The 25,626-nt window shown below is 69.1% G+C and carries 27 protein-coding genes; 11 read left to right on the top strand and 16 right to left on the bottom strand.

All coding sequences use genetic code 11. The features are described 5' to 3' along the window. Positions 1 to 159 precede the first annotated feature (159 nt). Positions 160 to 504, top strand: a complete 345-nt coding sequence (locus tag LQF12_RS10025; RefSeq protein ID WP_231052793.1) for a cupin domain-containing protein — start codon at positions 160 to 162, stop codon at positions 502 to 504. 337 nt (positions 505 to 841) lie between these two features. Next, positions 842 to 1,201 carry a substrate-binding domain-containing protein gene (locus LQF12_RS10020; protein ID WP_231052792.1) on the top strand — a complete coding sequence of 120 codons (360 nt, stop codon included), beginning with the start codon at positions 842 to 844 and terminating at the stop codon, positions 1,199 to 1,201. 70 nt (positions 1,202 to 1,271) lie between these two features. On the opposite strand, the gene LQF12_RS10015 is transcribed toward LQF12_RS10020, so the two are convergent. Together LQF12_RS10015 and LQF12_RS10010 are read right to left on the bottom strand one after the other, a co-directional pair. Beyond that, positions 1,272 to 2,090 (bottom strand): nucleotidyl transferase AbiEii/AbiGii toxin family protein, encoded by an 819-nt coding sequence (locus tag LQF12_RS10015; protein WP_290370681.1) that lies wholly within the window; start codon positions 2,088 to 2,090, stop codon positions 1,272 to 1,274. After that, positions 2,087 to 2,752, bottom strand: coding sequence for a helix-turn-helix domain-containing protein (locus LQF12_RS10010; protein WP_231052791.1), 666 nt, complete (start codon positions 2,750 to 2,752; stop codon positions 2,087 to 2,089). Before LQF12_RS10010 ends, LQF12_RS10015 begins: the two co-directional genes overlap by 4 nt. A gap of 529 nt (positions 2,753 to 3,281) precedes the next feature. On the opposite strand from LQF12_RS10010, the gene LQF12_RS10005 reads away from it, so the two are divergent. From LQF12_RS10005 to LQF12_RS09990, 4 genes are all read left to right on the top strand, one after another. Beyond that, positions 3,282 to 3,971, top strand: coding sequence for a hypothetical protein (locus tag LQF12_RS10005; protein WP_231052790.1), 690 nt, complete (start codon positions 3,282 to 3,284; stop codon positions 3,969 to 3,971). A 482-nt stretch (positions 3,972 to 4,453) separates the two neighbouring features. Continuing rightward, a complete protein-coding gene (locus LQF12_RS10000; RefSeq protein ID WP_231052789.1) occupies positions 4,454 to 4,720 on the top strand; it encodes an AbrB/MazE/SpoVT family DNA-binding domain-containing protein in 267 nt (88 codons plus the stop codon). Further along, on the top strand, positions 4,720 to 5,136 hold the full coding sequence (locus LQF12_RS09995; protein ID WP_231052788.1) for a type II toxin-antitoxin system VapC family toxin: 417 nt from the start codon (positions 4,720 to 4,722) through the stop codon (positions 5,134 to 5,136). Before LQF12_RS10000 ends, LQF12_RS09995 begins: the two co-directional genes overlap by 1 nt. 95 nt (positions 5,137 to 5,231) lie before the next feature. Next, positions 5,232 to 6,110, top strand: a complete 879-nt coding sequence (locus LQF12_RS09990) for an HNH endonuclease (protein ID WP_231052787.1) — start codon at positions 5,232 to 5,234, stop codon at positions 6,108 to 6,110. Between the two features lie 9 nt (positions 6,111 to 6,119). Here LQF12_RS09990 and LQF12_RS09985 read toward each other — a convergent pair whose 3' ends face one another. The 4 genes from LQF12_RS09985 to melA are packed head-to-tail and all read right to left on the bottom strand — an operon-like array spanning position 6,120 to position 10,619. After that, a complete protein-coding gene (locus LQF12_RS09985) occupies positions 6,120 to 6,989 on the bottom strand; it encodes a carbohydrate ABC transporter permease (protein WP_231052786.1) in 870 nt (289 codons plus the stop codon). Positions 6,990 to 6,994: 5 nt separating this feature from the next. Further along, complete coding sequence (locus LQF12_RS09980) at positions 6,995 to 7,903, bottom strand: carbohydrate ABC transporter permease (protein ID WP_231052785.1); 909 nt, start codon at positions 7,901 to 7,903, stop codon at positions 6,995 to 6,997. After that, a complete protein-coding gene (locus LQF12_RS09975; RefSeq protein ID WP_231052784.1) occupies positions 7,887 to 9,170 on the bottom strand; it encodes an ABC transporter substrate-binding protein in 1,284 nt (427 codons plus the stop codon). The genes LQF12_RS09980 and LQF12_RS09975 overlap by 17 nt, the downstream gene beginning before the upstream one ends. 51 nt (positions 9,171 to 9,221) lie before the next feature. Beyond that, positions 9,222 to 10,619, bottom strand: coding sequence for an alpha-galactosidase (gene melA / locus LQF12_RS09970; RefSeq protein ID WP_231052783.1), 1,398 nt, complete (start codon positions 10,617 to 10,619; stop codon positions 9,222 to 9,224). Positions 10,620 to 10,773: 154 nt separating this feature from the next. Here melA and LQF12_RS09965 point away from each other — a divergent pair, with 154 nt between their 5' ends. Further along, the gene (locus tag LQF12_RS09965) at positions 10,774 to 11,640 is read left to right on the top strand and encodes a helix-turn-helix domain-containing protein (protein ID WP_231052782.1); all 867 of its coding nucleotides are present in this window, start codon (positions 10,774 to 10,776) and stop codon (positions 11,638 to 11,640) included. 92 nt (positions 11,641 to 11,732) lie between these two features. After that, positions 11,733 to 13,421: an Ig-like domain-containing protein gene (locus tag LQF12_RS09960; protein ID WP_231052781.1), complete on the top strand. Its 1,689-nt coding sequence runs from the start codon at positions 11,733 to 11,735 to the stop codon at positions 13,419 to 13,421. Positions 13,422 to 13,461: 40 nt separating this feature from the next. On the opposite strand, the gene LQF12_RS09955 is transcribed toward LQF12_RS09960, so the two are convergent. After that, complete coding sequence (locus LQF12_RS09955) at positions 13,462 to 14,070, bottom strand: class I SAM-dependent methyltransferase (protein ID WP_231052780.1); 609 nt, start codon at positions 14,068 to 14,070, stop codon at positions 13,462 to 13,464. A gap of 104 nt (positions 14,071 to 14,174) precedes the next feature. Here LQF12_RS09955 and LQF12_RS09950 point away from each other — a divergent pair, with 104 nt between their 5' ends. Both LQF12_RS09950 and LQF12_RS09945 read left to right on the top strand, forming a co-directional pair. Continuing rightward, positions 14,175 to 15,332: an MFS transporter gene (locus LQF12_RS09950; RefSeq protein WP_231052779.1), complete on the top strand. Its 1,158-nt coding sequence runs from the start codon at positions 14,175 to 14,177 to the stop codon at positions 15,330 to 15,332. A gap of 60 nt (positions 15,333 to 15,392) precedes the next feature. Beyond that, entirely contained in the window at positions 15,393 to 15,530 is a 138-nt protein-coding gene (locus LQF12_RS09945) for a hypothetical protein (protein ID WP_231052778.1), read from the top strand. A gap of 46 nt (positions 15,531 to 15,576) precedes the next feature. On the opposite strand, the gene LQF12_RS09940 is transcribed toward LQF12_RS09945, so the two are convergent. The 8 genes from LQF12_RS09940 to LQF12_RS09905 all read right to left on the bottom strand — a co-directional run bounded on the left by LQF12_RS09940 (position 15,577) and on the right by LQF12_RS09905 (position 23,516). Continuing rightward, on the bottom strand, positions 15,577 to 16,596 hold the full coding sequence (locus LQF12_RS09940) for a Gfo/Idh/MocA family protein (protein WP_231052777.1): 1,020 nt from the start codon (positions 16,594 to 16,596) through the stop codon (positions 15,577 to 15,579). Continuing rightward, positions 16,593 to 17,474, bottom strand: coding sequence for an NAD(P)-dependent oxidoreductase (locus LQF12_RS09935; protein WP_231052776.1), 882 nt, complete (start codon positions 17,472 to 17,474; stop codon positions 16,593 to 16,595). The genes LQF12_RS09940 and LQF12_RS09935 overlap by 4 nt, the downstream gene beginning before the upstream one ends. Next, on the bottom strand, positions 17,471 to 18,265 hold the full coding sequence (locus LQF12_RS09930) for an SDR family NAD(P)-dependent oxidoreductase (protein WP_231052775.1): 795 nt from the start codon (positions 18,263 to 18,265) through the stop codon (positions 17,471 to 17,473). Before LQF12_RS09930 ends, LQF12_RS09935 begins: the two co-directional genes overlap by 4 nt. Then, positions 18,262 to 19,134: a carbohydrate ABC transporter permease gene (locus tag LQF12_RS09925; protein ID WP_231052774.1), complete on the bottom strand. Its 873-nt coding sequence runs from the start codon at positions 19,132 to 19,134 to the stop codon at positions 18,262 to 18,264. The genes LQF12_RS09930 and LQF12_RS09925 overlap by 4 nt, the downstream gene beginning before the upstream one ends. Further along, positions 19,131 to 20,126, bottom strand: a complete 996-nt coding sequence (locus LQF12_RS09920; protein ID WP_231052773.1) for a carbohydrate ABC transporter permease — start codon at positions 20,124 to 20,126, stop codon at positions 19,131 to 19,133. Before LQF12_RS09920 ends, LQF12_RS09925 begins: the two co-directional genes overlap by 4 nt. Before the next feature lie 79 nt (positions 20,127 to 20,205). After that, positions 20,206 to 21,507 carry an ABC transporter substrate-binding protein gene (locus LQF12_RS09915; protein WP_231052772.1) on the bottom strand — a complete coding sequence of 434 codons (1,302 nt, stop codon included), beginning with the start codon at positions 21,505 to 21,507 and terminating at the stop codon, positions 20,206 to 20,208. Between the two features lie 51 nt (positions 21,508 to 21,558). Next, on the bottom strand, positions 21,559 to 22,404 hold the full coding sequence (locus LQF12_RS09910; RefSeq protein WP_231052771.1) for a sugar phosphate isomerase/epimerase family protein: 846 nt from the start codon (positions 22,402 to 22,404) through the stop codon (positions 21,559 to 21,561). Further along, positions 22,401 to 23,516, bottom strand: coding sequence for a Gfo/Idh/MocA family protein (locus LQF12_RS09905; protein WP_231052770.1), 1,116 nt, complete (start codon positions 23,514 to 23,516; stop codon positions 22,401 to 22,403). Before LQF12_RS09905 ends, LQF12_RS09910 begins: the two co-directional genes overlap by 4 nt. A gap of 82 nt (positions 23,517 to 23,598) precedes the next feature. Between LQF12_RS09905 and LQF12_RS09900 the strand changes: the two genes are divergently transcribed. Beyond that, on the top strand, positions 23,599 to 24,777 hold the full coding sequence (locus LQF12_RS09900) for a XylR family transcriptional regulator (RefSeq protein ID WP_231052769.1): 1,179 nt from the start codon (positions 23,599 to 23,601) through the stop codon (positions 24,775 to 24,777). Between the two features lie 3 nt (positions 24,778 to 24,780). Here LQF12_RS09900 and LQF12_RS09895 read toward each other — a convergent pair whose 3' ends face one another. Further along, the gene (locus LQF12_RS09895; RefSeq protein ID WP_231052768.1) at positions 24,781 to 25,614 is read right to left on the bottom strand and encodes an alpha/beta hydrolase; all 834 of its coding nucleotides are present in this window, start codon (positions 25,612 to 25,614) and stop codon (positions 24,781 to 24,783) included. Between the last annotated feature and the right edge of the window lie 12 nt (positions 25,615 to 25,626).

Raw genomic sequence — 25,626 nt, 5'->3', positions numbered from 1 at the left:
GCAACAAGATGCGCCGACTGGCCGTGATCGATGCCGACCACACCCTTCTTGGCCTGGTTTGTCTCAAGCGCTCCCGATCGGGCTTCTGCTCCGACGCCGACGCCGACGTCGCCGCACGAGCACGTGCAACCACGGCGAACACGATTATGGAGGATCCACATGTACAGCACCTCCCTGGCTACCCTCATTGAGGACCACCTGGCGACCGCGCACGAGCACAGCGCCGGCCGCAGCGCGCACACCGTGTACGGCGGGCAAGGCCACGCGCTGCGCCAGACCCTGATAGCCCTCGTCGGGGGTCGCCGCCTCGGTGAGCACGAGAGCCCGGGCGAGGCCACGCTGCAGGTGCTCCGAGGCTCGGTCAGGCTGCACGCAGGTGAGGACACTTGGGAAGGCGGCGCGGGTGACTACCTCGTGATCCCGCCCGCGCGGCATGACCTGGAGGCCCTTGGGGATGCTGTGGTACTGCTGACCGTAGCCCTGCACGGGGTGCCGGGGACCTGACTCGATCGGGAGGCAGAGTCAGGGGAGATCCGACAGAGTTCGACACTGGGTGGTTCGACACCGGCCGAGAACGGGCAGGACCACCGGTCCAGCGACAACGCTCTCCGGGAGCTGCGCACGGTGACCGGCGGAGACCACCGCTGGGTCGTCCTGAGGCATGGCGTGGTCGTCGCCGCTGCCACCGACCCCTGGACCTCTCCAGCCGAGTCAACACCAGGCGTGCCATTCGCAACAGTCCCGACGGTCTCGAGCACACCGCGTACCACCTCGATGAGGTCCACATCGAAGGTCGCGCGGTGGCGTATGAGGCGACCAAGAAGTCGATCGCCGATGGGCAGTGCGGGCGGCTCTGGCGGACGCCGAGGTTGTGGTCGCCGGGCATCACCAGTACGTGGAGCACTATGACGCCGAGGACGGTTACGAGGCGATGGCGAACCTGGTGGAGTCGGCCGAGCGTCCCGATGCGGTGATCTGCTTCAACGACATGCTCGCCGTGGGTGCGCTGCGGCGGTTGCACGAGGATGACGTGGACGTACCAGGGGACATGGCGCTGGTGGGCTTCGATGACATCACCGAGGCGTCGTTCTCGTTCCCGCCGCTCACGACCGTGGCGGCCGATCATGCGGAGATTGCCGAGACGGCGGTGAAGGCTCTGATCGGGCGGATCGGGGATCCGGGTTCGGCGGTGCAGGAGTAGCTGCTCTCGCACCGGTTGATTGTGCGGGAGTCGACGCGGGGGTGAGGACGCCGGAAGGTAGGGGCCTTCGCTACAGCGAGGTGCCTCCGGTCGCCGAGTCCGAGTCAGGACTGGCGAGCAGGTCGAGAGTCAGTTGGGCCTGGGTGCGGTGGTCCTCCGGCAGGGCCCGCCACGCCGGGTGTTCCATCGGAAGGTTGCGTGCGAGGGTGGCGATGCGTCGGCTATCGGAGCCGGTGAGCGTGGTCCGCTCCGCGAAAGGGTCGTCGATGCACGCGAGTAGCGCGGTGGCGTCGAAGAGGTGACGCGCTCGGTCGCGCGAGTTGGTGAAGTATGCGGCGGCCTTGAGGATCACGGCACCAAAGGGGCGTGGCACTGAGATCGTCGTCGCGTTGGCAGCGGGCACGATCTCCAGGCGGGCGTCGACCGTGCGGCGTAAGGCTTGTGTGCCGCCCTCCATCCGGATCATGTCGTGGCCCCGCAACTTCTCGATCACGCGTGGCGCGGGGTGATCGGCGATCAGCACGTCGACCTGGTCCTCGGCCGCGCTGGCCACTAGGTCGACGGTGGATGAGCCGCGCACGAACCGGTGCGCAGTCTTGTTGTGTTCGTCGATGCTGGGCTGGAATCGGTAGCCGGTTGCCTCGAGTGCGGTAGCGACAGCATTCGGTACGCCGCGTCGGGTCTCGATGTGCAGCACAATGTCGACGTCGTTGGTCGGGCGGACGATGCCCAGCCCGTGGTGGACCGTGTGGAGCTGAGTCATCAGCCCGCCGACCAGCGTCCAGCTCTCGTCTGGAAGGACGTCGGCTAGCTCAGCGAGACTCGGCCAGGGGGCCGGCCATCCGCCGGGTGCACCAGCGACCTCGATGGTGGGGCGATCGTCGTTCATCGGTACGCCTCCAGTAGCGCGGCGAGCGACCGGTGGCCGGCGCCCCGCAGCCGGGGATCTGTGCTCGTTGCGGCGTCCAATGCGGCGACCGTGCTGGTAGCGACGAGGTCGTGCACGCGGCCGACATCGAACCGGGTGGTGCGCAGCACGACAGGACCGACGACGTCGGCTCGCAGGCCCAGAGTGTGGACCACGTGGTCGAGGTCAGATTCGGCGAGGTAGCCGTCCACGCTGTCGTCGACCGCATCGGTGATCCCGAGCAGCCGGAGGTTGGCCGAGGCGATTTGACGACGCAGGCGAGGGAGCGCGGCGCGGTGAGCTGCGAATGTGTGCACCTGGGCACGATCGCGCATCCGGGTCAGCAACTCGTCGGCATCGTAGATCTCGCGCAGAGTGGAGCGCAGTCGAGACGCTTGCGTGGCGCCCAGCCACTCGGCGTCGCGGCCGGACAGGATGGCGACGGCACCCCAGGCGGTGCGCTCAGCCCAAGCGCGCGTGCGGCCTTGGCGCTTGGACAGGAGGAAGCGGTCGACCGACGCGCGGTCGACCAGGCCACGGGAGATTCGGGTGACCGCCCCGGAATCGGCCAGCCGGCGGGCATGGCGGGTCGACACCCTCAAGGCGCTCGCGGTCTCCTCTATCGTGAGGAACTCGTGCGTCATAACAGATAATGTCCCAGAACGGACGTAATCTGTAAAGTGAATCTGCACGAACGCACGGGTGAGGGAGCACGTAGCCGTGCAGCGGGTCGAGGCGGCTCTTCGGCCGGTAGCGTGTCAGGACGACGACGAGAAGGAGACGTGCGATGACTAGCCCGTGGCCCGCTGTAGCCTGCATCGCTGTCACCGCGCTGACCGGCGCCGTGCTCATACTGCTGACCCCCGGCCTGGTCGAGTCCGGCGATCCGGGACGAGTGGCGATGTGCACGGGGCTGGCGGTACTGATGATTGGCTTTGGTATCGCCGGTCGACGGCTTCGTCCCGGTGGTGCAGGGCGGCGTTGATCGGCTGCACCGACGGGAGAGGACCAGATTGTCGAAGGACCGCTTCGTCTGTGGATAGGCGACCGTCGTGTCGGTGCTGTGGCCTACCGTGGCAAAGCAAAACCCCGGCCGTGTGATCGGTCCTCTGACGAGGACTACAGGGACGGTTCCGGGGTGTTCACCGGAAACACTACGGGAGGTTCGGCGGGATGGTCAACGCCGACATGTGGGCGTTGTACGAGCAGCACGTCTCACGGACCCGCCTTCTGCACTACCTCGATGCGGCCGCAGGGGACCGCGGCAGTGCCATCGAACTGTACGACTGGAGCGTAAGAGTTTCCGCGGAGTGGTGGTGGGCGCTCGGCCATCTCGAGGTAGCACTTCGGAACGCGATCGACAAGACCCTCATGCTGCGACATCTCAAGCATGGACGAGAGGGGCACTGGATCTTCGACCATGAGCGAGAACTCGGCCGCGACGCCGGCAAGGGCGCTCATCGGCACGCCTTCCCTTACGCGGACGTCGCGGTTGCGATCGAGCGCGTGCGTCGGAACGGAAAGTCGGTCGACGCCGGACAGATCATCTCGGAGACGTCGTTCGGCTTCTGGCACCAACTCGTATCACGTCGGCAGATGTTCTTGTGGCCCGATCTGGCGAATGCGTTCCCGGGTATGCCGGGACGGAACCAGTCTCTTGTCAGCGCTCGCGTGACCAGGCTGCGCGACCTGCGCAACCGCGTGGGGCACCACCATCGAATCTGGGCACTCGATCTCGATCGACGGTTGGCTGACCTGCGAGATGTCGCCACGTTCATCGATCCACGACTCTGGACGTTGCTGGAAGCTGGCTCGAACCTGCCCGAGCTGCTGCGAGACCGTCCCCTACCGAGCGAGAGCTAGTTCGACACAAGATGTGCGCGATTGCCGCGGTGCCAAGCGGCAGCTGCCGTGCAGAGCCCTGGACCATCTGTCGGTCAACCTGGGGCGCCAATAGTCGCTTATAGAGACTCGCGCGTGTGAATGACGTTCGGTTCGGTGGGCGTGTTCGGGTTCCCCCTGGCAGGCCACGAAGGCGGAAGTGGGGGCGTCACCCCTCAAACTACCGATCGGTTCGCCGTAGAGCTCGACCTGGGGTTCACACAAGGAGCCGGGCTTGTTGCAGGATCCTGCCCAGGGGCTCCGGCCTGGAGACAGTGCCCAGAATCGCCATCCCGATCTCCTGTTGATGATTATTTCGTAGTCGTGATGGGCGACTACGAATCTGTAGTCGAGATGGGTGACGACGCTTTCGCAGTCGCCCACCGAGGCGCTGAGACACTTTCGCGCTCTGGCCTTACATCGGGCAGAAGGTAAGATTTGCTGAGAAATGACAGGAGGCTCCCATGTCCACCGCCACCATGACCAGCAAGGGCCAGATCACGATCCCCAAGGACGTGCGAGACGACCTGCACCTCACCCCCGGTGCGAAGGTGATGTTCGTCCGGCTCCCTAGTGGTCACTACGAGATGGTTGCCCGGACGGGCAAGATCGAGGATCTCGCCGGCGTCCTCCATGATCCCGACCGCGCCACGGTGACGGTAGAGGACATGGACGAAGCGGTCGCCGCCGGTGCTACCGAACACGCCATGCGCGGATCGTCCACGCACTGATGGCAGCGGGCGAGACGCGCCTCGTCGGGATCGACACGAATGTGCTTCTGCGCTACCTGCTGCGAGACGACGACCACCAGTTCCGCCTCGCCGATGAGGTCTTCGGCTCGTTGACCGCGCAGGAGCCAGGCTTCATCACGCACGTGACCTTGGCTGAGGTGTACTGGGTGCTCACCCGATCCGTGCGCCTGCACCGTGCGCGATCCCTTGCCGTGATTCGACAACTGGTCGAGACCGACTGCCTCGAGTTCGAGGACGGGGAGACCGTCGTCAGAGCGCTGGATCTCGCCGAGCAGGGCGCCGACTTCCCCGATGCGCTCATCCAAGGTTCGATGGAACAGTTCGGTGCCACGGAGACCGTGACGTTCGACCGTAAGGCGGCCGACAGCCTCGGATGGCGCCTCCTCGGGCGATAGACGGTGAGGAGACCTCTGGCACGGTCGGGACGTTCGCCCACCAGACACTTGCGCCCCGGCCGGCGCTCTGCTGAGCTCAGCATGTGGAGTCATCGATGGAGCGGGCGCTCCGGGAGCACATCATCGGCTGGGTGGCCGAGCGTGCCGAGGCCAACGGCGGATTCGTCTTCCGCGAGGAGCTCCTCTCGTACCGCCACGGCGGCGAGAAGCTCCCGGTGATCGACTACTCGCGGGGCATTCGCAACCCGCAAGCACTGTCCGCCACGTTGTCGATCGTGAGCTCGACCTCCGGCCCGTACGACGACGTCGAGTCCGAGGACGGGCTCCTGCACTATGCCTACCGATCTGGCGACCCGTGGTCGGGTGACAACCGGAAGCTCCGGGTCGCCTACGAGACCGGGATGCCGCTGCTGCTCTTCCGCAAGGAGGTGCCGAACGTCTACACGCCGGTCGCTCCTGTGTACGTGGTGGACGACCGGCCGGACGAACGCGCTTTCGTGATCGCGCTGGACGAGTCGTTTCGCTTCTTCTCGCGCCTCGACGCGCTCTCGGCCGAGCAGCGTCGGTACGCCCTGCGACTCGCTCGGCAGCGCCTGCACCAGCCGGCGTTCCGCACCCGGGTACTGCTGGCATACGAGACGCGCTGCACCGTCTGTCGGCTGCACCATGGATCGCTGCTGGACGCCGCACACATCCTTCCGGACGGCCACCCCGATGGCGCCCCGACCGTGGACAACGGCCTCGCCATGTGCAAGATCCACCACGCGGCCTACGACCAGCACATGCTCGGGGTGAGCCCCGACTACCGGGTGCACATCGCGTGGCGACTGCTGGAGGAGAAGGACGGCCCGATGCTGCGGCACGGCCTGCAAGAGATGCACGGGCAGACTCTGTCCTTACCGCGGCGCCCTCGGGATCGCCCGCACCGCGATCATCTCGCTCGCCGGTATGAGACCTTCCTGCAGGGCGTCTGAGGCGCCACCTCACTTGATCCCCGTACTCGCGATCCCCTGCACGAACTGACGCTGGAACACCAGGAACACGGCCAGCACCGGCAGCACCGTCAACGAGGCCACCGCCATCACCGCGCCCCATGGGGAGCCGAAGGCCGGGTTGTTCGTCAGGGTCGACAGCCCCACCGGCACGGTGAAGCTCTCGTTGCCCTGCAGCACCACGAGCGGCCACAGGAAGTCGTTCCACTTGGCCATGAAGGACAGGATCACCAGCACCCCGATCAGCGGCCCGCACGTGGGCAGCACCACCGAGCGGAACGTGCGCATCTCCCCGGCGCCGTCCAGGCGGGAGGCCTCCACGAGGGCGTCGGGCACCGACAGCATGAACTGGCGGGCGATGAAGATCCCGACCACATCGAACGCCGTCGGCAGGATCACCGCCCACGGTGAGTCCACCAGCCCCAGCCGGGCGACCACCAGGAACGAGGGCACCAGGGTCACCTGGATCGGGATCATGATGGTGAGCAGGAACGCGGTGTAGAGCAGCCCCTTGCCCCAGAACCGGAACTTCGCCAGCGCGTACCCGGCGCCCAGGGAGACCACCACCGAGATCACCGTGGTGACGATGGTGATGAACAGCGAGTTGCCGATCCAGCGCCATACCGGCTGGGTCTCGAAGACCTCCGCGTAGTTGGTCAGCGTCGGCTCGCTCGGCCACAGGTAGAAGTCCGAGCTCTGCGACTGCCCGCCGGGAGTGAAGGCGGAGACCACCATCCAGTACAGCGGGAAGACCATCAGGATGGCGACGGCCGCGAGCACGGCCACCAGCAGCCACGTCCTCGGACTGGTGCGTTGCCGCCGCCGGTCCCTGTCGGTGGTGTGGCTGGGGGTTCGGGTCATCGCGGTCACAGGTAGGCCTCCGCCCTCTTGGTGATGCGTTGCCGGAAGAACGTGAACACCAGCAGGATCGCCACGAGCACCAAGCCCAGCGCTGCGGCGTACCCGAGGCTGGCGTCCTGGAAGGCCGAGCGGAAGACGTACTGGATGAGCACGGTGGTGGAGAACCCGGGCCCGCCGCCGGTCATCACGTAGATGATGTCGAAGGCCTGCAGGGAGAAGACCACGTTGAGGATCATCAGGATCGACGTCGTCGGCGTCAGCATCGGCAGGGTGATGCTGCGAAAGCGCGCCCACCGGTTGGCGCCGTCGATCGCTGCGGCCTCCTTCAGCTCGGCCGGGATGGACTGCAGGGCTCCGAGGTAGATCACCATGCAGAACCCCACCCGGGTCCAGACCACCACCAGGATCAGCGTGACCATCGCCAGGTTCGGCGAGGTCAGCCACGGCACGCCGTCCAGACCGAGTGTCCGGAGCAGGTTGTTGACCACGCCGTAGTCGACGTTGAAGATCCACGACATCACCACCCCGACCACCACGCCGGCGGCGACCATCGGTACGAAGAACAGTGCCCGCAGCAGCCCGCGCCCCGGCAGCGGCCGGTTCAGCGCGACCGCGAGCGCCAAGCCCACGATCATCGACGTGGGCACGGTGCCGAGGGTGAACAGCAGCGTGTTCACGATCGCGGTGTGGAACAGCGGATCGCCCGCCATCCGTTCGAAGTTGGCGGTGCCCACGAACTGCCCGTCGCCCAGGGACTGGGTCTCCTGGAAGCTCAGGGTGATCGCGATGATCATCGGGATCAGCGAGAAGGCGGCGAAGAGGATCGCGGCGGGGCCCACGAACACGTACGGCGTGAACTTGCCCGTCCGGCCACCGGTCTTCGCGCGCCGGGCGGTCTCAGCGGGCCGTGACACTGCGCATCGCCTCCATCATCTGGTTCGAGGTCTCCTGCGGGCTCAGCTGACCGAGCAGGCACAGGTCCAGGTAGTCCGCGAACACCGCGTTCAGGGAGCTGAAGTACTGCCCGGACTGGGCGCGCACCATCGACAGCGGGATCGTCGCGCCCTGATCGATGAACAACTGCATGACGTCCTCGTGGTCGGCGTAGCCGATGTCGGCCGCGTCCAGGGAGCTGCGGGTGGGGATCCAGTTGCCGTCCTGGCAGAACTTCTGCATGTTCGCCCGGCTGGTGATGTGCGCGACGAGCTCGGCGGCCAGCTCGGGGTGCTTGGAGGACTTCGTGACGGCGAGGGCGTTGCCGCCCAGGTCCGAGGCCTCCCCGACGTTGCGGATCATCGGGGCCACGCCCCACTCGCCGGGCATCGCCTCCTCGAAGTCGCCGATCCCCTCGGGGTTGGTCAGCACCATGCCGATCTGGCCGGTGGTGAACAGGTCGTGGGCGACGTGCCCGCCGCCGGACTTGGCCATGTTGCTGGGGCTGACCAGGCCCTCCTCGTACCACTGGCGGCCGAAGGCAAGGGCCCCGATCGCCTCCTCGGTGTCCATCGACGGCGTCTGCCCGTCCTCACCGAGGAACGCGCCACCGTTCTGGTAGATCAACGGCATCCAGCGGTACGCGGTCTCGGCGCCGCTCCAGCCGTAGCCGAAGCCGTAGCGGCCGGTGACCTGCTTGACCTCCCGGGCGATCTCGAGGAACTCGTCCCAGTGCCAGGCGTCCTCCAGCCGCTCCGGCGGGGTGACACCGATCTCCTCCATCATCGGGCGGTGGTAGTAGGTGAGGAAGTTGTCGGTGTGCTGGAACACCCCGAACAACCCGTCGTTGCGCTGCCCGATCGCCCAGAAGGCCTCCGACCAGTCCTGCTCGTAGTCCCCGGGCACCTGCCCCGAGAGATCCACCAGGCTGCCGTTGGCGGCGTACCGGCCGATCTGCTGCGGGGTCAGGCGGATGACGTCGGGGGCCATGTCCGCCGCGAGCCGGGTGATGAACCACTGGTGGAAGGCGCCCGTGGTGACCTCCACGGCCACCGACGTGCCCGGGTGGGCGGCCACGAACTCGTCGGCGATCTCCTGGTAGCTGACCAGGTCGGGCGGGATGTTCCACGAAGACAGCCGTAGGTGCTTGGTACCGGTCTCCGCGCCGCTGCACGCGGCCAGGGCCCCGGCCATGGAGATCCCGGCCGCAGCCAGGATCGTGCGGCGCGGGATGGGTGGAGTGCTCACGCTGGTCCTCTCCGTCGAGTCGCGTCGTTCTCTCGGGCTCGGCCTCTCGCCTCAGCCGGCCACCCCTCGCAACCGCTCCGGCAGCATGTCCCCGTGCGCGGCGACCAGCTCATCGGTCATCGCCCGGATCTCCTCCAGCGTCAGCTTCGCCCCGGTCAACGGGTCGAGCGCCACGGCGTGGAACATGTGCTCGCGATCGCCGTGGAGCGCGGCCTCCACGGCCAGCGTCTGGACGTTGATGTTGGTGCGGTTGAGCGCGGCGAGCTGCGGCGGCAACGCACCGACCGCCGTCGGCTGCACGCCACGGGAGTCCACCAGGCAGGGCACCTCCACGCACGCATCGGCGGGCAGGTTCTCGATCAGCACCCCGCGGTTGGGGGTGTTGCCGTAGACGACGCTCGGGGTGCCGGTGACCAGGGAGTTGACGATCATCGCCCCGTACTCCACCGAGGCCTTCAGCTGCTCCTTCATCTTCTCCAGCTGCCCGGCGATGTCGCCCTGCTCATCGTGCGCGGCGCAGATCTCGTAGTAGTCCCAGCGCTGCGGGATGTACTCCTCGACGGTCGCGGCGTCCTTGCGGAAGTAGGGCAGGTACTCCGAGGCGTGGTGGGAGGACTCGGTCTGGAACTTGCCGAAGTGGGACATGATCGCGGTGCGCACCTGCTCGTTGCCGCCCTCGTAGGAGCTCATCTCCTCGGCCGCCTCGCTGTGATCGCCGTCGTCCCCGGCGATTTGCGCGGCGCCGCGCCCGCGCTGGTGACGCTCGCCCATCACCTCGTGCAGCCGCGGGTACAGGTCCTCCTGACCGTGGCGGAACTCCAGGATCCAGGACTGGTGGTTGATCCCCGCGCAGCGGTAGCTGACCTCCTCGTACGGCACCCCGAGGGTGCGCGCGAGCATGCGGGTGGTGCCCTGCACGCTGTGGCAGAGCCCGACGGCGTTCAGCCCCTTCGCGTTCAGGTACGCCGTGGCCATGGCCATCGGGTTGGCGTAGTTGATGAAGGTCGCGTCCGGGCAGAGCTCGCGGGCGTCGTCGGCGATCTCGTCGTAGGCATCCACCGAGCGCAGGAAGCGGAACACCCCGCCCGGGCCGAGGGTGTCCCCGACGGTCTGGTCGATGCCGTACGTGCGGGGGATCTCCACGTCGTGCTTGTAGGAGGCGACGCCGCCCACCTGGAAGGTGATGATGACGACTTCGGCGCCGGCCAGGGCCTCGCGGCGGTCGGTGGTGCGCTGGACGGTGGTGGTGAAGCCGTGGTGGGCCACGAGTTCCTCGCTGGCATCGGCCACCGGGTCCAGCCGTGCCGGGTCGATGTCCATCAGGCACAGGGTCGACTCGCGCAGGGCGGGAAAGCTGAGGATGTCGCCGATCAGGCGGAACGGGAAGACGAAGCCCCCGGCTCCGATGATGGCGATCTTCGGGTTCGTGACGAACGTCGTTGTACTCATATCGTCAACGTACGCAGGCCGGTTCTCGGAATCTCGCGGCCTGGTTCGTCATTCTTCCAGGATCCTTCGATCCTAGGATCGGCAGATGCGCGCCGATCGGACAAGCCCGGGCCGGACAAGCACGGGCCGGACAAGCACGGGTGCTCCCCGCCGGGTGATCACCGAGCAGCCGGCGTTGTGGTGCCGCCGCGGGGAGCCGCCCGCGATGCTGACGCTGCACCGCCACGACGATCTCGAGATCAACATCGTCCTGCGGGGGGAGTTGCGCTACCTCTACGCCGGCCGACCGCTGGTGCTGCGCGAGGGGCAGATCGCGATGTTCTGGGCCACGCAGCCGCACGGCCTGGTCGAGGATCGCGCGGAGTCCGACATGGCGGGGGAGACCTGCTGGGTGCATGTGCCGTTCTCCACGGTGCTCAGCTGGGGGCTCGCCGAGGCGGACATGCAGCGGCTGATGCAGGCGATGCCGCTCGTCACCGACGAGCCGGCGCTGCGGGACCGGCTCGCCGCCATGGTCTCCACCTGGCTGGAAGAGATCGGGGAGGAGGCCACCGCAGGGATCGCCCTGCTCGAGATCCAGGCGGCGGTGCGCCGGATCCTGCGCGCGAACCCCGTCGTCGCCGGCTTCTCCGACGGCGGCACCCACCGTCCCGAGGGCCCCGACGGCGCCCGGCCCCGGGCGGGCGGCCGTGCCGGGGAGGCGGGGCACGCCCTACGAATGGCGCAATACGTCGTCGACGGCTTCCGGGGCGAGGTGAGCGTGGGCGACGTCGCCCGCTCGGTCCACCTCACGCCGTCGCACGCCATGACGGTCTTCCGCCGGGCGGTGGGCGTCACGATCGGGGAGTACCTGACCATGTGCCGGGTGGCCGAGGCGCAGCGGCTGCTGCTGACGTCGGCGATGTCCTCCACCGAGATCGCCGAGGCGGCCGGTTTCGGCTCGCTGTCGAGCTACTACGCGCACGTGACGCGGGCGTGCGGGATGACACCGCGGGAGTATCGCCGGCAGGTGGAGGTCTGACCCTTTCCATCACTTGGGAGCATTGATACAGTCGTACAGCCCTGCTGGCGGTTGGCCGGCACCGCCACGCCAGATCTGGGAGATCGACCTCGATGAAGCGCGCACGAAAGCCTGCCCTTGTCGCACTGGGTGCCCTGGTGGTGACTGCCGCCCTCGGGCCGGTCTCCGCCACCGCCGCGCCGCCGGAGGAATGCGGCGAGGCGCCCACCTGTACTGAACTCCTGAACGTCACCGGCGAGCCTGTGCTCTGGACCGTTCCCGACGGCGTGGAGGAGCTCTCCCTGACCGTGGCCGCAGGAGCGGGCGGCAACTACTTCTCCGACGGCGGCGCCGGCGGCCGGATCGAGACCGTCCTCAGCGTGGAGCCCGGAGATGAGCTCGCGTTCGTCGTCGGCGACCGGGGGCACAACAGCAGCGACGGCGGCGCAGGCGGGTACGGCGGTGGTGCCAGCAGCTTCGGCAACGGCTACGGCGCCGGCGGCGGTGGCGGCAGCTTCGTGTTCGCCGAGGACGCAGGCTCGTGGGAACCGCTGCTGATCGCCGGTGGTGGTGGCGGCGGCTCCCGCGACCAGGACGCGGACTTTGAGTTCGGCGGAGACGGCTACGGCGGCGATGGCGGATTCACCGGCAGTGGCCCCGACGCAGCGCCCGCAGATCCGGACCACCACGCCGCCGGCGCGACCGTGTCGGCTGCCGGATACCGGGGCGGGCCCCAGGCGTCATTCGACGGCGCGACCTTCACGCCCGGCTCGGGCCAGACTGCCGCCAACTACGGTGGCACCGGCGCCGGCGGCGGTGGCGGCGGCTACTACGGTGGTGCGGCTGCCGGCTCGGGTTACCGCGGCGGCGGCGGCGGCTCCGGCTTCGCGGCGGCAGACGTCGCGGTCACCGAATCCGCCAACGAGCAAGCAGCGGGTTTCATCGAGGTCAGCTACGTGAACCTCCACACGGCGGCCACCGTCTCGGCCTCCACGGAGGCCCCGCTTGCCGGTGACTCGGTGACGCTCACGGGCCAGATCGGTCAGTTCGATGCAGCGGGCGGCTCGGGCACGCTCGCCTTCCTCGTCACCTCCGGCGGTGAGCAGACGACGATCGAGACCGTGGACGTCACCACAGAGGGGTCGGGTCCCTTCACGGCATCCGCGGAGGTCGAGTTCGTTCCGCCGCAGACGGGGGAGTACGTCGTCGATCTGGTCTACACCGACGACGGCGGGCACTACGACACCACCGCTGAGGCCCTCACGCTGGTGGCGGGCCCGCGCGCCTCTGCCACGACGCTCACCACCGACCCCGAGTCGCCGGTCGAGGGCGAGGAGGTGGTGCTGACGGCCACTGTCAACGACGCCGAGACCACCGCGGGAGAGGGCATCGGACCGGTCTCCGGAACGGTGACGTTCGTCGAGGGCGAGACGACGATCGGAAGCGCGGAGATCGTCGACGGCGTGGCCACCCTCACCTGGGAGCCGGCGGCGGGTGACTACGACCTGAGCGCGAGCTACGCGGGCGATGCGACCTACTCCGCCTCGGAGGCTCAGGCGGTCGTCACGGTGGACGTTGCTCCCACGCCGACCCCCACGCCGACCGAGACCGACTCGCCGACGGAGACGCCGGAGCCCAGCGAGACGCCTGCTGAGACACCTGCTGAGACGCCCAGCGAGATTCCGGCCCAGGACGAGCTCCCCGAGACCGGTGGCGAGCCGATGATTCCGGCGCTGCTCACGCTCGGTCTGCTCGCGGCCGGTGCCGTGCTGCTGCTGGTCCGCCGCGCTCGAGTGAGCTGACGCGGATCGGTCCGCGGGGCCCGAGCGGGCCCCGCGGCCGTCAGGCCGAGCGCTCGAGGATTGCCACCAGGAAGCCCGCCTCGGGCGTCCACGGCCGCAGGTCCCATGTGCCCAGGCGCACGGATTCGGCCAGCCCGGCCGAGCGGGCGTCGTCGAGAAACTCCTCGACGGCGTAGCCGCGGCCCGCGCCGAAGCCGATCACGAGCCGGCCCTGCTCGGCCAGCACACCGGCGAGATTGGTCAGCACCGTCCGGCGGGTGCTCGGTGCGAGGAACGCCATGACGTTCCCGGCCGCCACGGCGACGTCGAAGGCTTCCGTGACCCCGGCCGCCGGGAGATCGAGCTCGGCCAGGTCCTGCAGTATCCAGGTGCACTCGGGGAACTCGGCGCGGGCGGCCTCGATGAGCACCGGGTCCACGTCCACGCCGACCGTGGTGTGGCCGCGCCGGGCGAGCTCACCGCCGAGCCGGCCCGGGCCGCAGCCGGCGTCGAGCACCCGGCCGCTGCGGGGGAGCACCGCGTCGATCATCCGCGCCTCGCCATGCAGGTCCGCGCCCTTCGCAGCCATGTCCTTGAAGCGCTGCACGTACCAGTGCGAGTGGTTCGGATCGCGCTCGACCTGCCGGGTCCACAAGCTCTTCTCCACCATGGCACCAGTCTCGTCGATGGCGGCGACGGCGACGACCAGGGCGAGGCAGCGACCGCGCGGCCACCTGAGATCATCGAGGACGACACCGGCAGCAGGGGAGGATCGTGACGCGCGACGCCACCACGATGGCCGTGGCCTTCGGCGCCACCGCGCTCGGCGTCTCCAGCGTGTCCCTGCTGGCGCCGGTGCTGCCCGAGCTCGCCGTCCGGTACGGCGTCGGCGTCGACCGGATGGCCTACGTGCAGACCGCGGTGATGCTGCCGGGCATCGTCACCGGGGTGCTGGCCACCCGACTGGCGCGAGCGCGCGGGCGTCGCGCGGCCCTGACGCTGTGCCTGCTGCTGTTCGGTGCGGCCGGCCTGGCGCTGGCCGCGGTGACCACGTTCCCGATGGCGGTGCTGCTGCGGGCGTTGCAGGGGATCGGCGGTGGCGGCCTGGTGGCGCTGTCCTTCCTCATCGTCCGCTCGGTCTCGCCTGGCCGGCGGGTGCGCGCCATCGGCTACAACGCGGCCGTGGTCAGCGCCATGATGGTGGTGTTGCCGCTGATCGGGTCCACACTCGGCGGGTTCAGCACCGCCGCGCCCTTCGCCTTCTACGGCCTCGCCCTGCCGGCCGCCGCGCTGGTCTGGCGGGCCCTGCCGGCCACCACGCCCGAGCAGAGCCCGACGGCGTCCCCCGCCTCCCGGCGCGGCCCACCGCGCGAGGTGCTCGGCATCCTGGCGATGACCGTGCTGATGAACGTGCTCGTGTTCGGGTGGATGCTGCTGCTGACGCCGTTGCTGCTCGATGCGAACGGGGTCGACCTGACCTGGCGCGGGTGGGCGCTCGCCGCCCAGTCCGCCCTGGCCACGGCCGCGACGTTCGCGACCGGGCGGTGGCGCAGCGGGGGACGGTTCGCGCTGCTCACGATGGCCGGCTGGGCGGCGGGAGCGCTCTTCCTGGTCGGTGCCGGCGTCCTGCCCGGGGCGCTCGCCGTCGGGGCACTGGTGGGTACGGGCTTGTTCTACGGGGTCCTGAACCCGGTGCTGGCGGCCCGGATCGGCGCCGTCGGCGAGGGGGAGTGGTTCGGGTGGTGGCAGAGCTGCGCCCGCACCGGGCAGGTGCTCGGACCGGTGGCAGCGGCGTGGCTGCTGGCCGGCCAGTCGATCACGCTCGTGCTGGTGCTCGGCGGGGTGCTCAGCGGGCTGGTGGCGGTGGTGGTGCTCGGCCGGGCGATGCGGGCAGCTCCGCCCGGGCCGACTGACACACCTACGGCAGTCTGAGTCGCCGTCGGGGGTGGGTCGAACTGCCGGGGGTGTGTCACATGCACTCGGCCACTCCCCGTGCGCTGGATACACACCGTTCCGCGCGAGGAGGCGTTCTGGAAGCCGGGCATGTTCGCCAACCAGAACAGCGCGTGCCGGCTGCGCAACCAATTCACCATCGAGCAGGTGGAGACCGCGTTCGGGCTCGCTGAGTAGCCACTGAGCCGAGCCAAAGATGACACGCTCTCCTGGACTCGATCCGTCAGCTGATGCTGACCACCGCACCACCCTGCGCCGCCGACTGATGCGCCGCCTCCAGCACCGCGGCCACCACGCCCGCCTCGGCGGCATCCACCGGCGGCGGCCCGCCGTCACGCAGGGCCACGGCGAGCGCGTCGTAGAACTCGTCGCACGCCTGCAGCGGCTGCAGGCCGGTCTCGAGCCGGCTCGTGCCGTCGGCGCGGTCCAGCCGCAACGTCTGGAAGTCGGGGCAGATGATCGTCCCCTTCGTGCCGAAGACCGCCCACTTGGGCATGTCCACCGCGTTCTCACGGAAGATCTCGATCCGGGCGTCCCGCTCACCGGGGAAGCGCAGCCGCAGGTCGAGGTAGTGCTCCACCTCGTCCCCGGGGTAGGTGTGGGTGATCGCCGAGACGGTCTCCGGCGCCCCGCCGTGCAGCACCACCTGATGGTCGATCAGGTGCGGGGCGATCAGGTACCCGACCCCGCCGCCACCCCCGGTGGTGTGCGCCCACTGCGCGAGCTCGGACCCGGCGTGCGCGCGCTCGCCGGAGACCACGTACTTGCCCGCGTGCATCCGGCGCTCCTCCACGCGCCACAGATCCCCGATCTCGCCGGCCGCGACCAGCTCGCGGATGAGCCGGAAGGTCGGCTCCCAGCGCCGGTTCTGGAACACGGTCAGCATCGTCCCGCTGCGCTCGGCGGCGGCGAGCATCGCCTCCGTCTCGGCCGCCGTGGTGGCCATGGGCTTCTCCACCACCACGTGCTTGCCGGCCTCCAGCGCGCCGATGGCGATCGGGGCGTGCAGGTCGTGCGGGGTCGCGACCACCACGACCTGCACCTCGGGATCGCCGACCAGCGCCTCCCACGTCTCGTGCCCGCGCGCTGCGAACCGCTGCGCGGCCGCCTCGGTGCGCTCCGCCGTCCGGGCGTTGACCGCCACCAGGCGGAAGTCCTCGCTGTGCTCCAGGCTGCCCTCGGCGTGGTAGAACCAGCCGCTGTTGCCCATGCCGACGATGCCGACACCGATCCGCTCGCTCATCGTGCTCCTTCGTCCGTCGTGTCGTGGTGCTTGACCGGATCGAACCACTCGATCAACGCCGACTGTGTCCATCGCGGGTCCCCGGCCGCCAAGGTCTCGGAGAACACCGTCAGCAGTGCCGAGGTGAATGGCATCCGCGCCCCGATCGCCTCCCCGGCACGCACCGCGTAACCCATGTCCTTGGCGTGCAGCGCCATCGTGCCGCTGGCGCCGTAGCGCCGCTCCCGCATCGCCGGGAACGTGCGCTCCAGCATCCGCGAGTGCGCACCCGTGGGCCGCAGCGCCCGGGCGAGGGCATCCAGATCCGTGCCCGCCTTGGACGCGAACCCGAGCACCTCGGCGATCACGCCCATCTGCACCCCGCTGAGAATGTTCTGCACGAGCTTGGCGTACTGCCCGTGGCCGTGCCCGCCCACGTGCTCCCACGAGACCACGACGGCGTCCAGCCACTCCCGCAGCCGGCTCACCTCCGCTTCGCCGCCGCCGACGAAGGCGACCAGCCCCTCCGGTCCGTAGCTGACCGGGGCGTCGAGTACGACCAGGCCGCGCTCGCGGCCGACCTGGGCCAGGGCGAGGGCGTTCTCAGGAAGGTTCGTGCTCATGTCCACCAGCGCGGCGCCCTCGCCGAGCGCCTCCAGCGCGCCGTCGTCGAGCACAGCCTGGACGATCTCGGCGTTCGGCAGGGAGAGCACCAGCACATCGGCGCCGGTGGCCGCCTCCGCCGCGCTCTCATGCACCACCGCACCGGCCTGCGCGGCGCGTTCGCGCGCGGCGGGGTCGATGTCGAACACGTGCAGGTCCAGCCCGGCGGCCACGGCCGCCGTGGTCAGGTCCGAGCCGACGTTTCCCAGCCCGATCAGGGCATACCTGGCGCTCACTTGCTTCCCGCCCCTCCGCCGTCGACGGCGAGCGTGGTGCCGGTGACGAAGCTCGCGTCGTCACTGGCCAGGAACGCGATCGCCCCGGCGATCTCCTCGGGCTCGGCGAGTCGGCCGAGCAGGTTCGATCCGCCTCCGGTGCGCATCGTGGCTCGCACCGACTCGGGATCATCGTGATCCTGCAGGTGCATCTCGGTGATGGTGCCTCCCGGTGCCACGCCGACCACGCGGACGCCGTCGGGGGCCAGGGCCGCGGCCATGGACCGGGTCACCGACACCAGGGCGGCCTTGGTGGCGTCGTAGACCCACCGGCCCGCCCGCGAGCGGTAGGCGGCCTCGGAGGAGACCGTCACCACCACCCCCTTCGCGGCCACCAGCGCCGGCACGAGCTCATGCACGAGCTGGGCCATCCCGCGCACGTTCACGGCGAACAGCAGGTCGAAGCCGGCCATACCCTTCTCGAGGAACGGGTTCTGCTGCACGCCGTCGATGTGCACCAGACCGGCGCACCCGATCAGCCCGTGCAGCTGCGGATGATCGGCGGCGATCGCCCGGGCCACCTCGCTCACCGAGTCCGTGTTGGCCAGATCGAGGCGCCACGTGTGCGCTTCGGCACCCGCGGCTCGCACGGCCTGCGCCGTGAAGGCCAGGCCTTCCTCGTCCCGATCGAGCAGCAGCACCCGGGCGCCCTCGGCGGCCACCCGGGCCGCGGTGGCCCGGCCGATGCCGGAGGCGGCACCGGTGATGGCCACGGTGCGGTCGGTGAAGCGTGGGGATGTGGCAGTGGTCATTTGATTCCCGTCGTCGAGATGCCGTCGAGGAGGAGCTTCTGGAAGGCCAGGAAGAACCCGATCACCGGAAGCAGCGAGAGCAGTGACATGGCGAACAGGCCGCCGTAGTTCGAGGTGCCGGTGGAGTCCACGAACAGCGACAGCGCGATCGGCACGGTGTAGTTGTCCTGGCTGGTCAGGTAGATCAGCGGACTGAGGAAGTCGTTCCAGGACCAGATGAAGGAGAAGGCCGCCGCTGTGGTCAGTGCCGGGACCGAGAGCGGCAGGATCAGCTGGGCGAAGATGCGGGGGTGCCCGCATCCGTCGATCCTTCCTGCTTCGGTGAGCTCGTGGGGGATGAGCCGGAAGAACTGCACCAGCAGGAAGACGAAGAACGCCTCGGTGGCCAGGAACTTCGGTACGACCAGGGGAAGGAACGTATCGACCCAGCCCAGGGAGTTGAACAGGAGGTACTGGGGGATCAGCAGCACGTGGATCGGCAGCATGATGGTGCCGATCATCAAGGCGAACCAGATCTTCCTCCCCTTGAACGGCAGCCGCGCGAACGCGTAGGCGGCCAGGGAGCAGGAGAGCAGGTTCCCGATGATGACCAGGATGGAGATGATCAGCGAGTTGGCGAAGAACACCCCGAAGCCGTGCTGGCCGACGGCGCTCCAGCCACCGACGAAGTTCTCCAGGGTGGGACTGGGCACCCACAGACTGTCCTCGATCAGCGCCTGCTCGGAGGGGCGGAAGGCCGTCGAGGTCATCCACAGCAGCGGATAGACCATGGCGAACGCGGCCCCGATCAGGCCTACGTGGATGAACGTGCGCCGAGCGACGTAGGGCACGGTGCCCTGCCGGCGGCGGATGCTGATGGCGCTGGTCATTTCTCGTCTCCGTAGAACACCCAGAAGCGTCCGCTGGCGAACACGGCCGCGGTGGCGGCGCCGATCACCAGGAGCAGCACCCACGCCATCGCCGAGGCGTAGCCGAAGCGCAGCTCACCGAAGGCTCGCTGGTAGAGCAGAAGCGTGTAGAAGAGAGTGGAGCCGGCTGGGCCTCCGTCGCCGCCGCTGACCACGTACACCTGCGTGAAGGCCTGGAAGCCGCCGATCACCGAGAGGATCCCGTTGAACAGGATCACCGGCGAGATCGAGGGCAGGGTGATGCGCAGGAAGCGTTGCCAGCGGCCGGCGCCGTCCAGGGCGGCGGCCTCGTACAGATCGGCCGGCACTTGGCGCAACCCGGCGAGGAAGATGATCATCGGCGCGCCGAACGTCCACACGTTGAGCACCATGATCGTGAACAGCGCCGTGTCCGGGTGTCCGATCCAGCTCCGGCCCGCGATCCCGACCACGGAGAGCACGCCGTTGAGCAGGCCGGTCTCGCCCCAGACGAAGCGCCATAGCACCGCCACCGCCACGCTGGTGCCCAGCAGGGAGGGGATGTAGAAGATGGTCCGGTACAGCCCCAGCATGGCGATGCCCTTGTTGAGCAGCGTCGCGATGGCCAGGGCGAACACGAGCATGATCGGGACAGAGATCAGCACGTAGGCGAACGTCACCCGGACCGACTGCCAGAACGCCGGGTCCACGGTGAACATCAAGCGGTAGTTCTCCAGCCCGATCCATTCCACGTTGCGGAAGGAGCCGGAGAAATTGGTGAAGGAGAGCACCAGCGAGGCGAGCATCGGCATCAGCGTGATGCCGAAGAAGCCCACCAGCCAGGGCGTCAGGAAGGCATAGCCGGCGGCGGTGCTGCGCTGCGCCTCGGTCCACGGCTTGCGGGCCGGGCGCCTGGACGAGCCGCCGGAGGAGCCCGCGGTCCGGCCGGTTCCTGAGGCCGTGCCCCCCGTGGAGGAACGGTCGGTGTCGATCATCGTCGATCCTTTCCGCAGGTGGAGCCCGCCGGAGCGGGCCCCACCCGTCACTGAGAACCCAGTGTGGTGAGGTTCTGGATCAGAACCCGGACAAGGCCGCGTTGGCCTGTTCGATGAAGCTGGCAGCGGCGTCCTCCGGGCTCGTCTGCCCGAACGCGACCTCTTCGTAGTTGGTGGCGATCTGGCTCACGAGAGTCTGGGTGCCGTCGGGCCAGATGTCGACCGTGGCGCCCTGGTCAAGCAGGTCGAAGTAGAGCGTGATGCGGTCCTTGATGGCCTGCGACACGTCCGGGTTCTCCTGCATCCCTTCCAGCACCGAGGTGACCGGCGGCAGACCCGTCTGGGTCTCGAGGATGAGGGCATTCTCCGGAGTGTTGATGAAGTAGTCGATGAAGGACGCCGAGTCGGCCACGTTCTCGCAGTTGGCGGCGATGGACCAGCCGTTCGCGCCCACCACCTGCGGCACGCCGTCGGTGGGGGAGCGCACGATCGAGATCGTGCCCAGCTCGTTCTGGTCCAGAGCGATCTGGATGTCGGAGATGTTGTTGTCACCGGTGCTGCCGACCATGATGCGGCCCTCAGCCATCAGCGACTGCGAGGTCGGCACCCCGGCGTACTCGGCGTTGACCTCCGGCGGCGGTGCCGCGCCTTCGTCCACCGCCCGGGTCCACAGCTCGAACCAGCTGGTCAGGGTCTCCTGGGAGAAGCCGACCTCACCGTCGCCGTAGAGGTCCTCGCCCTCACCCATCGCGTAGGCCTGGAACTGGGTGATCTGGTCGCCACGGTCGGCGATCGCCCAGGCGTCGTCGGGGAAGCTGTCCTGCGCCTCGATCGCCCAGTCCACGTAGTCGGTCCACGAGCCGTCGGCGTCGGGCGGGGTGACGCCGAACTCCTCCATCCGGGGCACGTTCAGGGTGGCACCCTCGAACCAGATCCCGTAGGGGATCACGTAGAGGTTGCCGTCGTCGTTGCGGTTGCTCTCCAGGACCGCCTCGGGGATGCCCGAGACGTCGATGGTGCCGTCCTCGATGAGGCCGTCCAGCGGGAGCAGGCTGTCCCGCTCCTCATACCGTGCCTGGTAGCGCGACTGCATCGCGGCCACGCAGGCGATGTTGTCGGCTGCCGCCTGCACCGAGACGCGGTCCCAGTAGGAGTCGAATGTCGTCGGTTGTGACGTGATGTCCACGTCGGTGTTCTCCGAGGACCAGTTGTCGATCACCTCTTGGACGGCGGCGTTGCGCGCGTCCGAGCCGTACCAGGTGATCGCGATCGGTCCCTCGGAGGGGACCTCGTCACTGGAGGGGGCATCGTCGTCTCCGCCGCTGCAGGCGGCGAGCAGGGCCAGGGCCCCGACGCTCGCGGCTGCGACAGGTAGACGCATGCGACGGTTCCGGCCGGTGGCTTCGTTGCCAACGTGCGACATGGCAGTTCCCTACTTTCTGTTGAGGGGGTGGGGGGAGGGGATGTGACGGGAGGCCAGCTCGGCTCCCGCCCGAAGATCGGCCGCCATCGTCGAGCGGTCGATGAGGGGCAGCTCGATCACGAGATACCCGGTGTATCCGCCGTCGATGGCGGTGGAGAGGGTGGCGTCGAAGTCGACGACGCCGTCGCCGAAGCGGACGAAGTTCGCGCTGTGCCCGTCCGGGGCGGCGCAGTCCTTGAGGTCGAGATGGATGAGCTTGCCGGCGTAGCGTTCGGCGATCGCGGCCGGGTCGTGCCCGGAGGCGACCAAGTGCCCGGTGTCCAGGCACATCCCCAGCGCGGGGGAGTCCACGGCCGCGAACAGCTCGTCATAGTCCTGGGGATGCTCGAGCACGTTGCCGAAATGGTTCTCCGCGGCGATCACCAGCCCACGTTCGGCGGCGATCGGGACGATCTCGCGCATCAGGTCGATCACGCCGGCGAGCCCGCCGCGGGTGTCCCGGCCCGAGCCGGTGGCCTTGATCATCGTCACGCCCAGCCGATCTGCGGCCGCCATCAGCCACAGCCAGCGCGAGACCTCACGGGTGAGGTCGGCGCTGTCCGGGCCGGGGGCGATCGGGGAGACCTGCAGCGTGGCCGGGCGCAGGCCGGTCTGCTCGCAGCGATCGAGCATCGAGTCCAGGCCCGCCGGTGTGAGCGTGCGCGGGTACCAGGCGTTGAACTCGATCTCGCTGACCCCGATCTCGGGCGCATGAGCGAAGGTGGGCTCGAAGTTCTCGTCCCCGAACCCGTCGAAACAGATCGTGGCGATCGCGAGGCGAGGGCCGTCGTCGTGACTTCCTGGCCTGGTGCTCATGCGGGAACCTTGGCGAAGTCGGGGAGCTGCACCCGGGCGCCGTCGGCCATGGCCGACTCGTGCGCGCAGATGCCGACCGAGGTCCAGTTCGCGGCGGTCGGGGCGTCGATGGCGCTGGGTCGCTCCTCGACGATGCTGCGCAGGAACTCGTGCGCGAGGTGGGGGTGGGAGCCCCCGTGGCCGGCGCCCTGGGTGAAGGACAGGTGCTGGTTGGTCTCGGCGTCGTAGACCCCGTGGGTGGTGAAGGGGGCGATCTCGGCCGGCAGCAGGTGGGCGAAGTCGGGGATCTCGACCGGTCGTGGGTCCTCGCCGACGTGCAGCACGTGGCCCGAACCCTGGGTCTGCTCCCACTCGAACGTGGCCTTCTCGCCGAAGACGGTGAAGCTCTCGACGTACTCACGTGCGGTCTCGAACAGCGACCGGGCCACCTCGGCGGCCACGGGGGAGTCGCGCAGGGTCAGCAGGGCCGACTCGACGGCGAACGGGGAGCCGTACTTCGCCGTCAGTTCGGGGGAGATGCGCCCCGACCCCTGGCAGACCACGCTGTCGACCAGCGTGCCGGTGAGCGCGAGGATCGGGCTGACGGCGTGCGTGGCGTAGTGCATGGGCGGCAGGCCCTCCCAGTAGCCGGGCCAACCGGCCATCTCCTGGTGGTGCGCGCCGCGCATGAACTGGATGCGCCCGATCGTGCCCTCCTCGACCAGCTGCTTGGCGTAGAGGAACTCGCGGGAGTAGACGACCGTCTCCATCATCATGTAGTTGCGCCCGCTCTCCTGCGCGGCGCGGACGATCGCCCGGCACTCCTCGACCGTGGTGGCCATCGGCACCGTGCACGCCACGTGCTTGCCGGCCCGCAGAGCTGCGATCGACTGGGCCGCGTGATCGGGGATCGGGGTGTTGATGTGGACGGCGTCGATGTCCGGGTTGGCGAGCATCGCATCGAAGCTCGTGTACCGGCCCGGGATGTCGAACCGGTCGGCCGTCGTGGTCAGCGCCCCTTCGGAGCGCTGGCACACGGCGACTAGCTCGGCGTCGGGGTGCGCCTGGTAGATGGGGATGAATTCGGCTCCGAAGCCGAGCCCTGCAAGTGCTACACGGATCGTGTTTGTCATCGTTGACCTCCTGACGTCCACGCTATGCAGCCGTGCATGGGAAGACCATGCGTGATTGCGCATGGATACGTAGAATTCTTACATGGTCGATGACGTCCGTTCCACTCACGTCGCGCTCCTCGTGGAGACCTCCAACGCCTACGCGCGAGGGCTGCTACGCGGCGTGCACGAGTACGTCGCCGCCCATCGGGACTGGTCGCTGTACCTGGTCGAGCACTCCCGGCTCGACACCGACTTCTCCTGGCTCGAGGGCTGGCACGGGCACGGGGTGCTGGCCCGGATCGAGAACCCGGAGACGGCCGCCTTCATCCGACGGCTCGGGCTGCCCACGGTGGATCTGAGCGCGGGCCGGCTGTTACCCGAGCTGCCCGGGGCCGAGACCGACGACGACCACATCGCACGCTGGGCGGTGGAGCACTTCGCCGAGCGCGGCATCACCAACTACGCCTTCTGCGGGGACCCGCGGTACGGCTGGTCGGTCAAGCGGGGAAGCGGATTCGCCGAGCACGCCGACCGGCACGGCTCGCCCGCGCACGAGTTCACGATGCGCCCCACCGGAACCCGCGCCGCCGACCGGGACAGGCTCGCCGGCTGGCTGATGGACCTACCCAAACCCGTGGGCGTGCTCGCCTGCTACGACATCGCCGGCCACGAGGTGCTGGAGGCGTGCAAGGTAGCCGATCTGGCCGTTCCCGACGAGGTCGCCGTGGTCGGCGTGGACAACGACGAGCTGCTCGGCACCCTGTCCTCCCCGGCATTGTCGAGCATCGAGCCGGACACCCGCCGCACCGGCTACCTGGCCGCGGAGCTGCTGGACCGGATGATGGCCGGCGAACCCGTGGAGCCCGGCCTGCGGCTGATCCCGCCGGTGCGGGTGGTGGCCCGCCAGTCCTCGGACCTGCTCTCGGTCGACGACGAGCTCGTGGCCCACGCGCTGCGGTACGTGCGCGACCGCGCTGACATCAACATCACCGTGCCGCAGGTGCTGCGCGAGGTGGGCCTGTCCCGCCGGGCGCTGGACCTGCGGTTCGTCAAGCAAGTGGGCCGCACGGTGCACGCTGAGATCCTGCGCGTGCGGATGAACCGGGTGGCCGAACTGCTCACCACCACCGACTGGACCCTCCCCCGGATTGCGGAGCGCCTGGACTTCCGCCACGCCGAGTACATGGGGGCCGCGTTCAAGAAGCAGATGGGCCGCTCGCCCGGGCGCTACCGGCGCGACGTCACCGGCTCGATCGGACGTCAGGACGGGTGGCGCTGAGCCTCACTCCACCGAGGGCAGCCGCTCGACTACCGCATCCCACGATGCGTGCTCGGGGGAGATCACCGCGAAGTGGTCGGCGCTCTCGCTCACCACGTACTCGATCTCGGCACCGGCCTCCTGGGCCTGCTCGACGTACCCGGCCACGTAGGCGGGCGGAACGATCGTGTCCACACCGCCCTGCACGATCAGCTGCGGGGCGTTGCCGGGGAGCCGCTGTGCGGGGGAGGCCGCCGCATACGCTTCCGGGTCCTGGTTCGGGGCGGCGCCCATGAAATCGGTGACGGCGGTCCCGCCCAGGTCCGCGCCGGCCGCGGCCGCCAGATCGGCCACCGGCGCCTGCCCGACCACGAGCGCCGGCTGCACCGCCGGGTCCTCGCGGGTGCCGGACCACAGGCTCAGGTGGCCACCGGCCGAGTGACCCACCACGGCGACTTGCTCCAGGTCGATCGGGTGCTCCTCGGCCAGTACGGCCAGGTGGTCGACCGCGGCGGCGACGTCCTCCATCGTGCCCGGGTATCCACCGCCCGGTTCGCCGACCTTGCGGTACTCGATGTTCCACACCACGTACCCGCGCCCCGCCAGGTCCGCGGCCAGCGGTTCCATCAGGCCCAGCTCGTAGGCGTCCTGCCAGAAGCCGCCATGGATGAGTACGACGGCGGGGCGGGGCTCGTCCGGCGCCGCACCCTCGGGCACGCTCAGGTCGCCGAATTGCTCCGGCGCCGACCCGTACTCGACCCGCACCGGGCCGGTCTCCTGCTGCTCGGTGGTGCCGGTGCACCCGGCGAGCGCGAGCAGGCCGGCGAGTACCGCCGTCAGGAGTTGCGCGTGTCGCATGGCATGACCTTA

The organism is Ruania suaedae (assembly GCF_021049265.1).
GTDB classification, from domain to species: Bacteria; Actinomycetota; Actinomycetes; order Actinomycetales; family Beutenbergiaceae; genus Ruania; species Ruania suaedae.
The sequence above is the reverse complement of the archived record's forward strand: the minus strand, read 5'-3'. Positions and strand labels throughout refer to the sequence as shown.

Excerpts from the sequence above, each read along its gene's own strand:
- LQF12_RS10025 (WP_231052793.1), top strand. The coding sequence starts at position 160 with ATGTACAGCACCTCCCTGGCTACCCTCATTGAGGACCACCTGGCGACC.
- LQF12_RS10015 (WP_290370681.1), bottom strand. The coding sequence starts at position 2,090 with ATGAACGACGATCGCCCCACCATCGAGGTCGCTGGTGCACCCGGCGGA.
- LQF12_RS10010 (WP_231052791.1), bottom strand. The coding sequence starts at position 2,752 with ATGACGCACGAGTTCCTCACGATAGAGGAGACCGCGAGCGCCTTGAGG.
- LQF12_RS10005 (WP_231052790.1), top strand. The coding sequence starts at position 3,282 with ATGGTCAACGCCGACATGTGGGCGTTGTACGAGCAGCACGTCTCACGG.
- LQF12_RS10000 (WP_231052789.1), top strand. The coding sequence starts at position 4,454 with ATGTCCACCGCCACCATGACCAGCAAGGGCCAGATCACGATCCCCAAG.
- LQF12_RS09995 (WP_231052788.1), top strand. The coding sequence starts at position 4,720 with ATGGCAGCGGGCGAGACGCGCCTCGTCGGGATCGACACGAATGTGCTT.
- LQF12_RS09990 (WP_231052787.1), top strand. The coding sequence starts at position 5,232 with ATGGAGCGGGCGCTCCGGGAGCACATCATCGGCTGGGTGGCCGAGCGT.
- LQF12_RS09985 (WP_231052786.1), bottom strand. The coding sequence starts at position 6,989 with ATGACCCGAACCCCCAGCCACACCACCGACAGGGACCGGCGGCGGCAA.
- melA (WP_231052783.1), bottom strand. The coding sequence starts at position 10,619 with ATGAGTACAACGACGTTCGTCACGAACCCGAAGATCGCCATCATCGGA.
- LQF12_RS09960 (WP_231052781.1), top strand. The coding sequence starts at position 11,733 with ATGAAGCGCGCACGAAAGCCTGCCCTTGTCGCACTGGGTGCCCTGGTG.
- LQF12_RS09955 (WP_231052780.1), bottom strand. The coding sequence starts at position 14,070 with ATGGTGGAGAAGAGCTTGTGGACCCGGCAGGTCGAGCGCGATCCGAAC.
- LQF12_RS09940 (WP_231052777.1), bottom strand. The coding sequence starts at position 16,596 with ATGAGCGAGCGGATCGGTGTCGGCATCGTCGGCATGGGCAACAGCGGC.
- LQF12_RS09930 (WP_231052775.1), bottom strand. The coding sequence starts at position 18,265 with ATGACCACTGCCACATCCCCACGCTTCACCGACCGCACCGTGGCCATC.
- LQF12_RS09925 (WP_231052774.1), bottom strand. The coding sequence starts at position 19,134 with ATGACCAGCGCCATCAGCATCCGCCGCCGGCAGGGCACCGTGCCCTAC.
- LQF12_RS09920 (WP_231052773.1), bottom strand. The coding sequence starts at position 20,126 with ATGATCGACACCGACCGTTCCTCCACGGGGGGCACGGCCTCAGGAACC.
- LQF12_RS09915 (WP_231052772.1), bottom strand. The coding sequence starts at position 21,507 with ATGCGTCTACCTGTCGCAGCCGCGAGCGTCGGGGCCCTGGCCCTGCTC.
- LQF12_RS09910 (WP_231052771.1), bottom strand. The coding sequence starts at position 22,404 with ATGAGCACCAGGCCAGGAAGTCACGACGACGGCCCTCGCCTCGCGATC.
- LQF12_RS09905 (WP_231052770.1), bottom strand. The coding sequence starts at position 23,516 with ATGACAAACACGATCCGTGTAGCACTTGCAGGGCTCGGCTTCGGAGCC.
- LQF12_RS09900 (WP_231052769.1), top strand. The coding sequence starts at position 23,599 with ATGGTCGATGACGTCCGTTCCACTCACGTCGCGCTCCTCGTGGAGACC.
- LQF12_RS09895 (WP_231052768.1), bottom strand. The coding sequence starts at position 25,614 with ATGCGACACGCGCAACTCCTGACGGCGGTACTCGCCGGCCTGCTCGCG.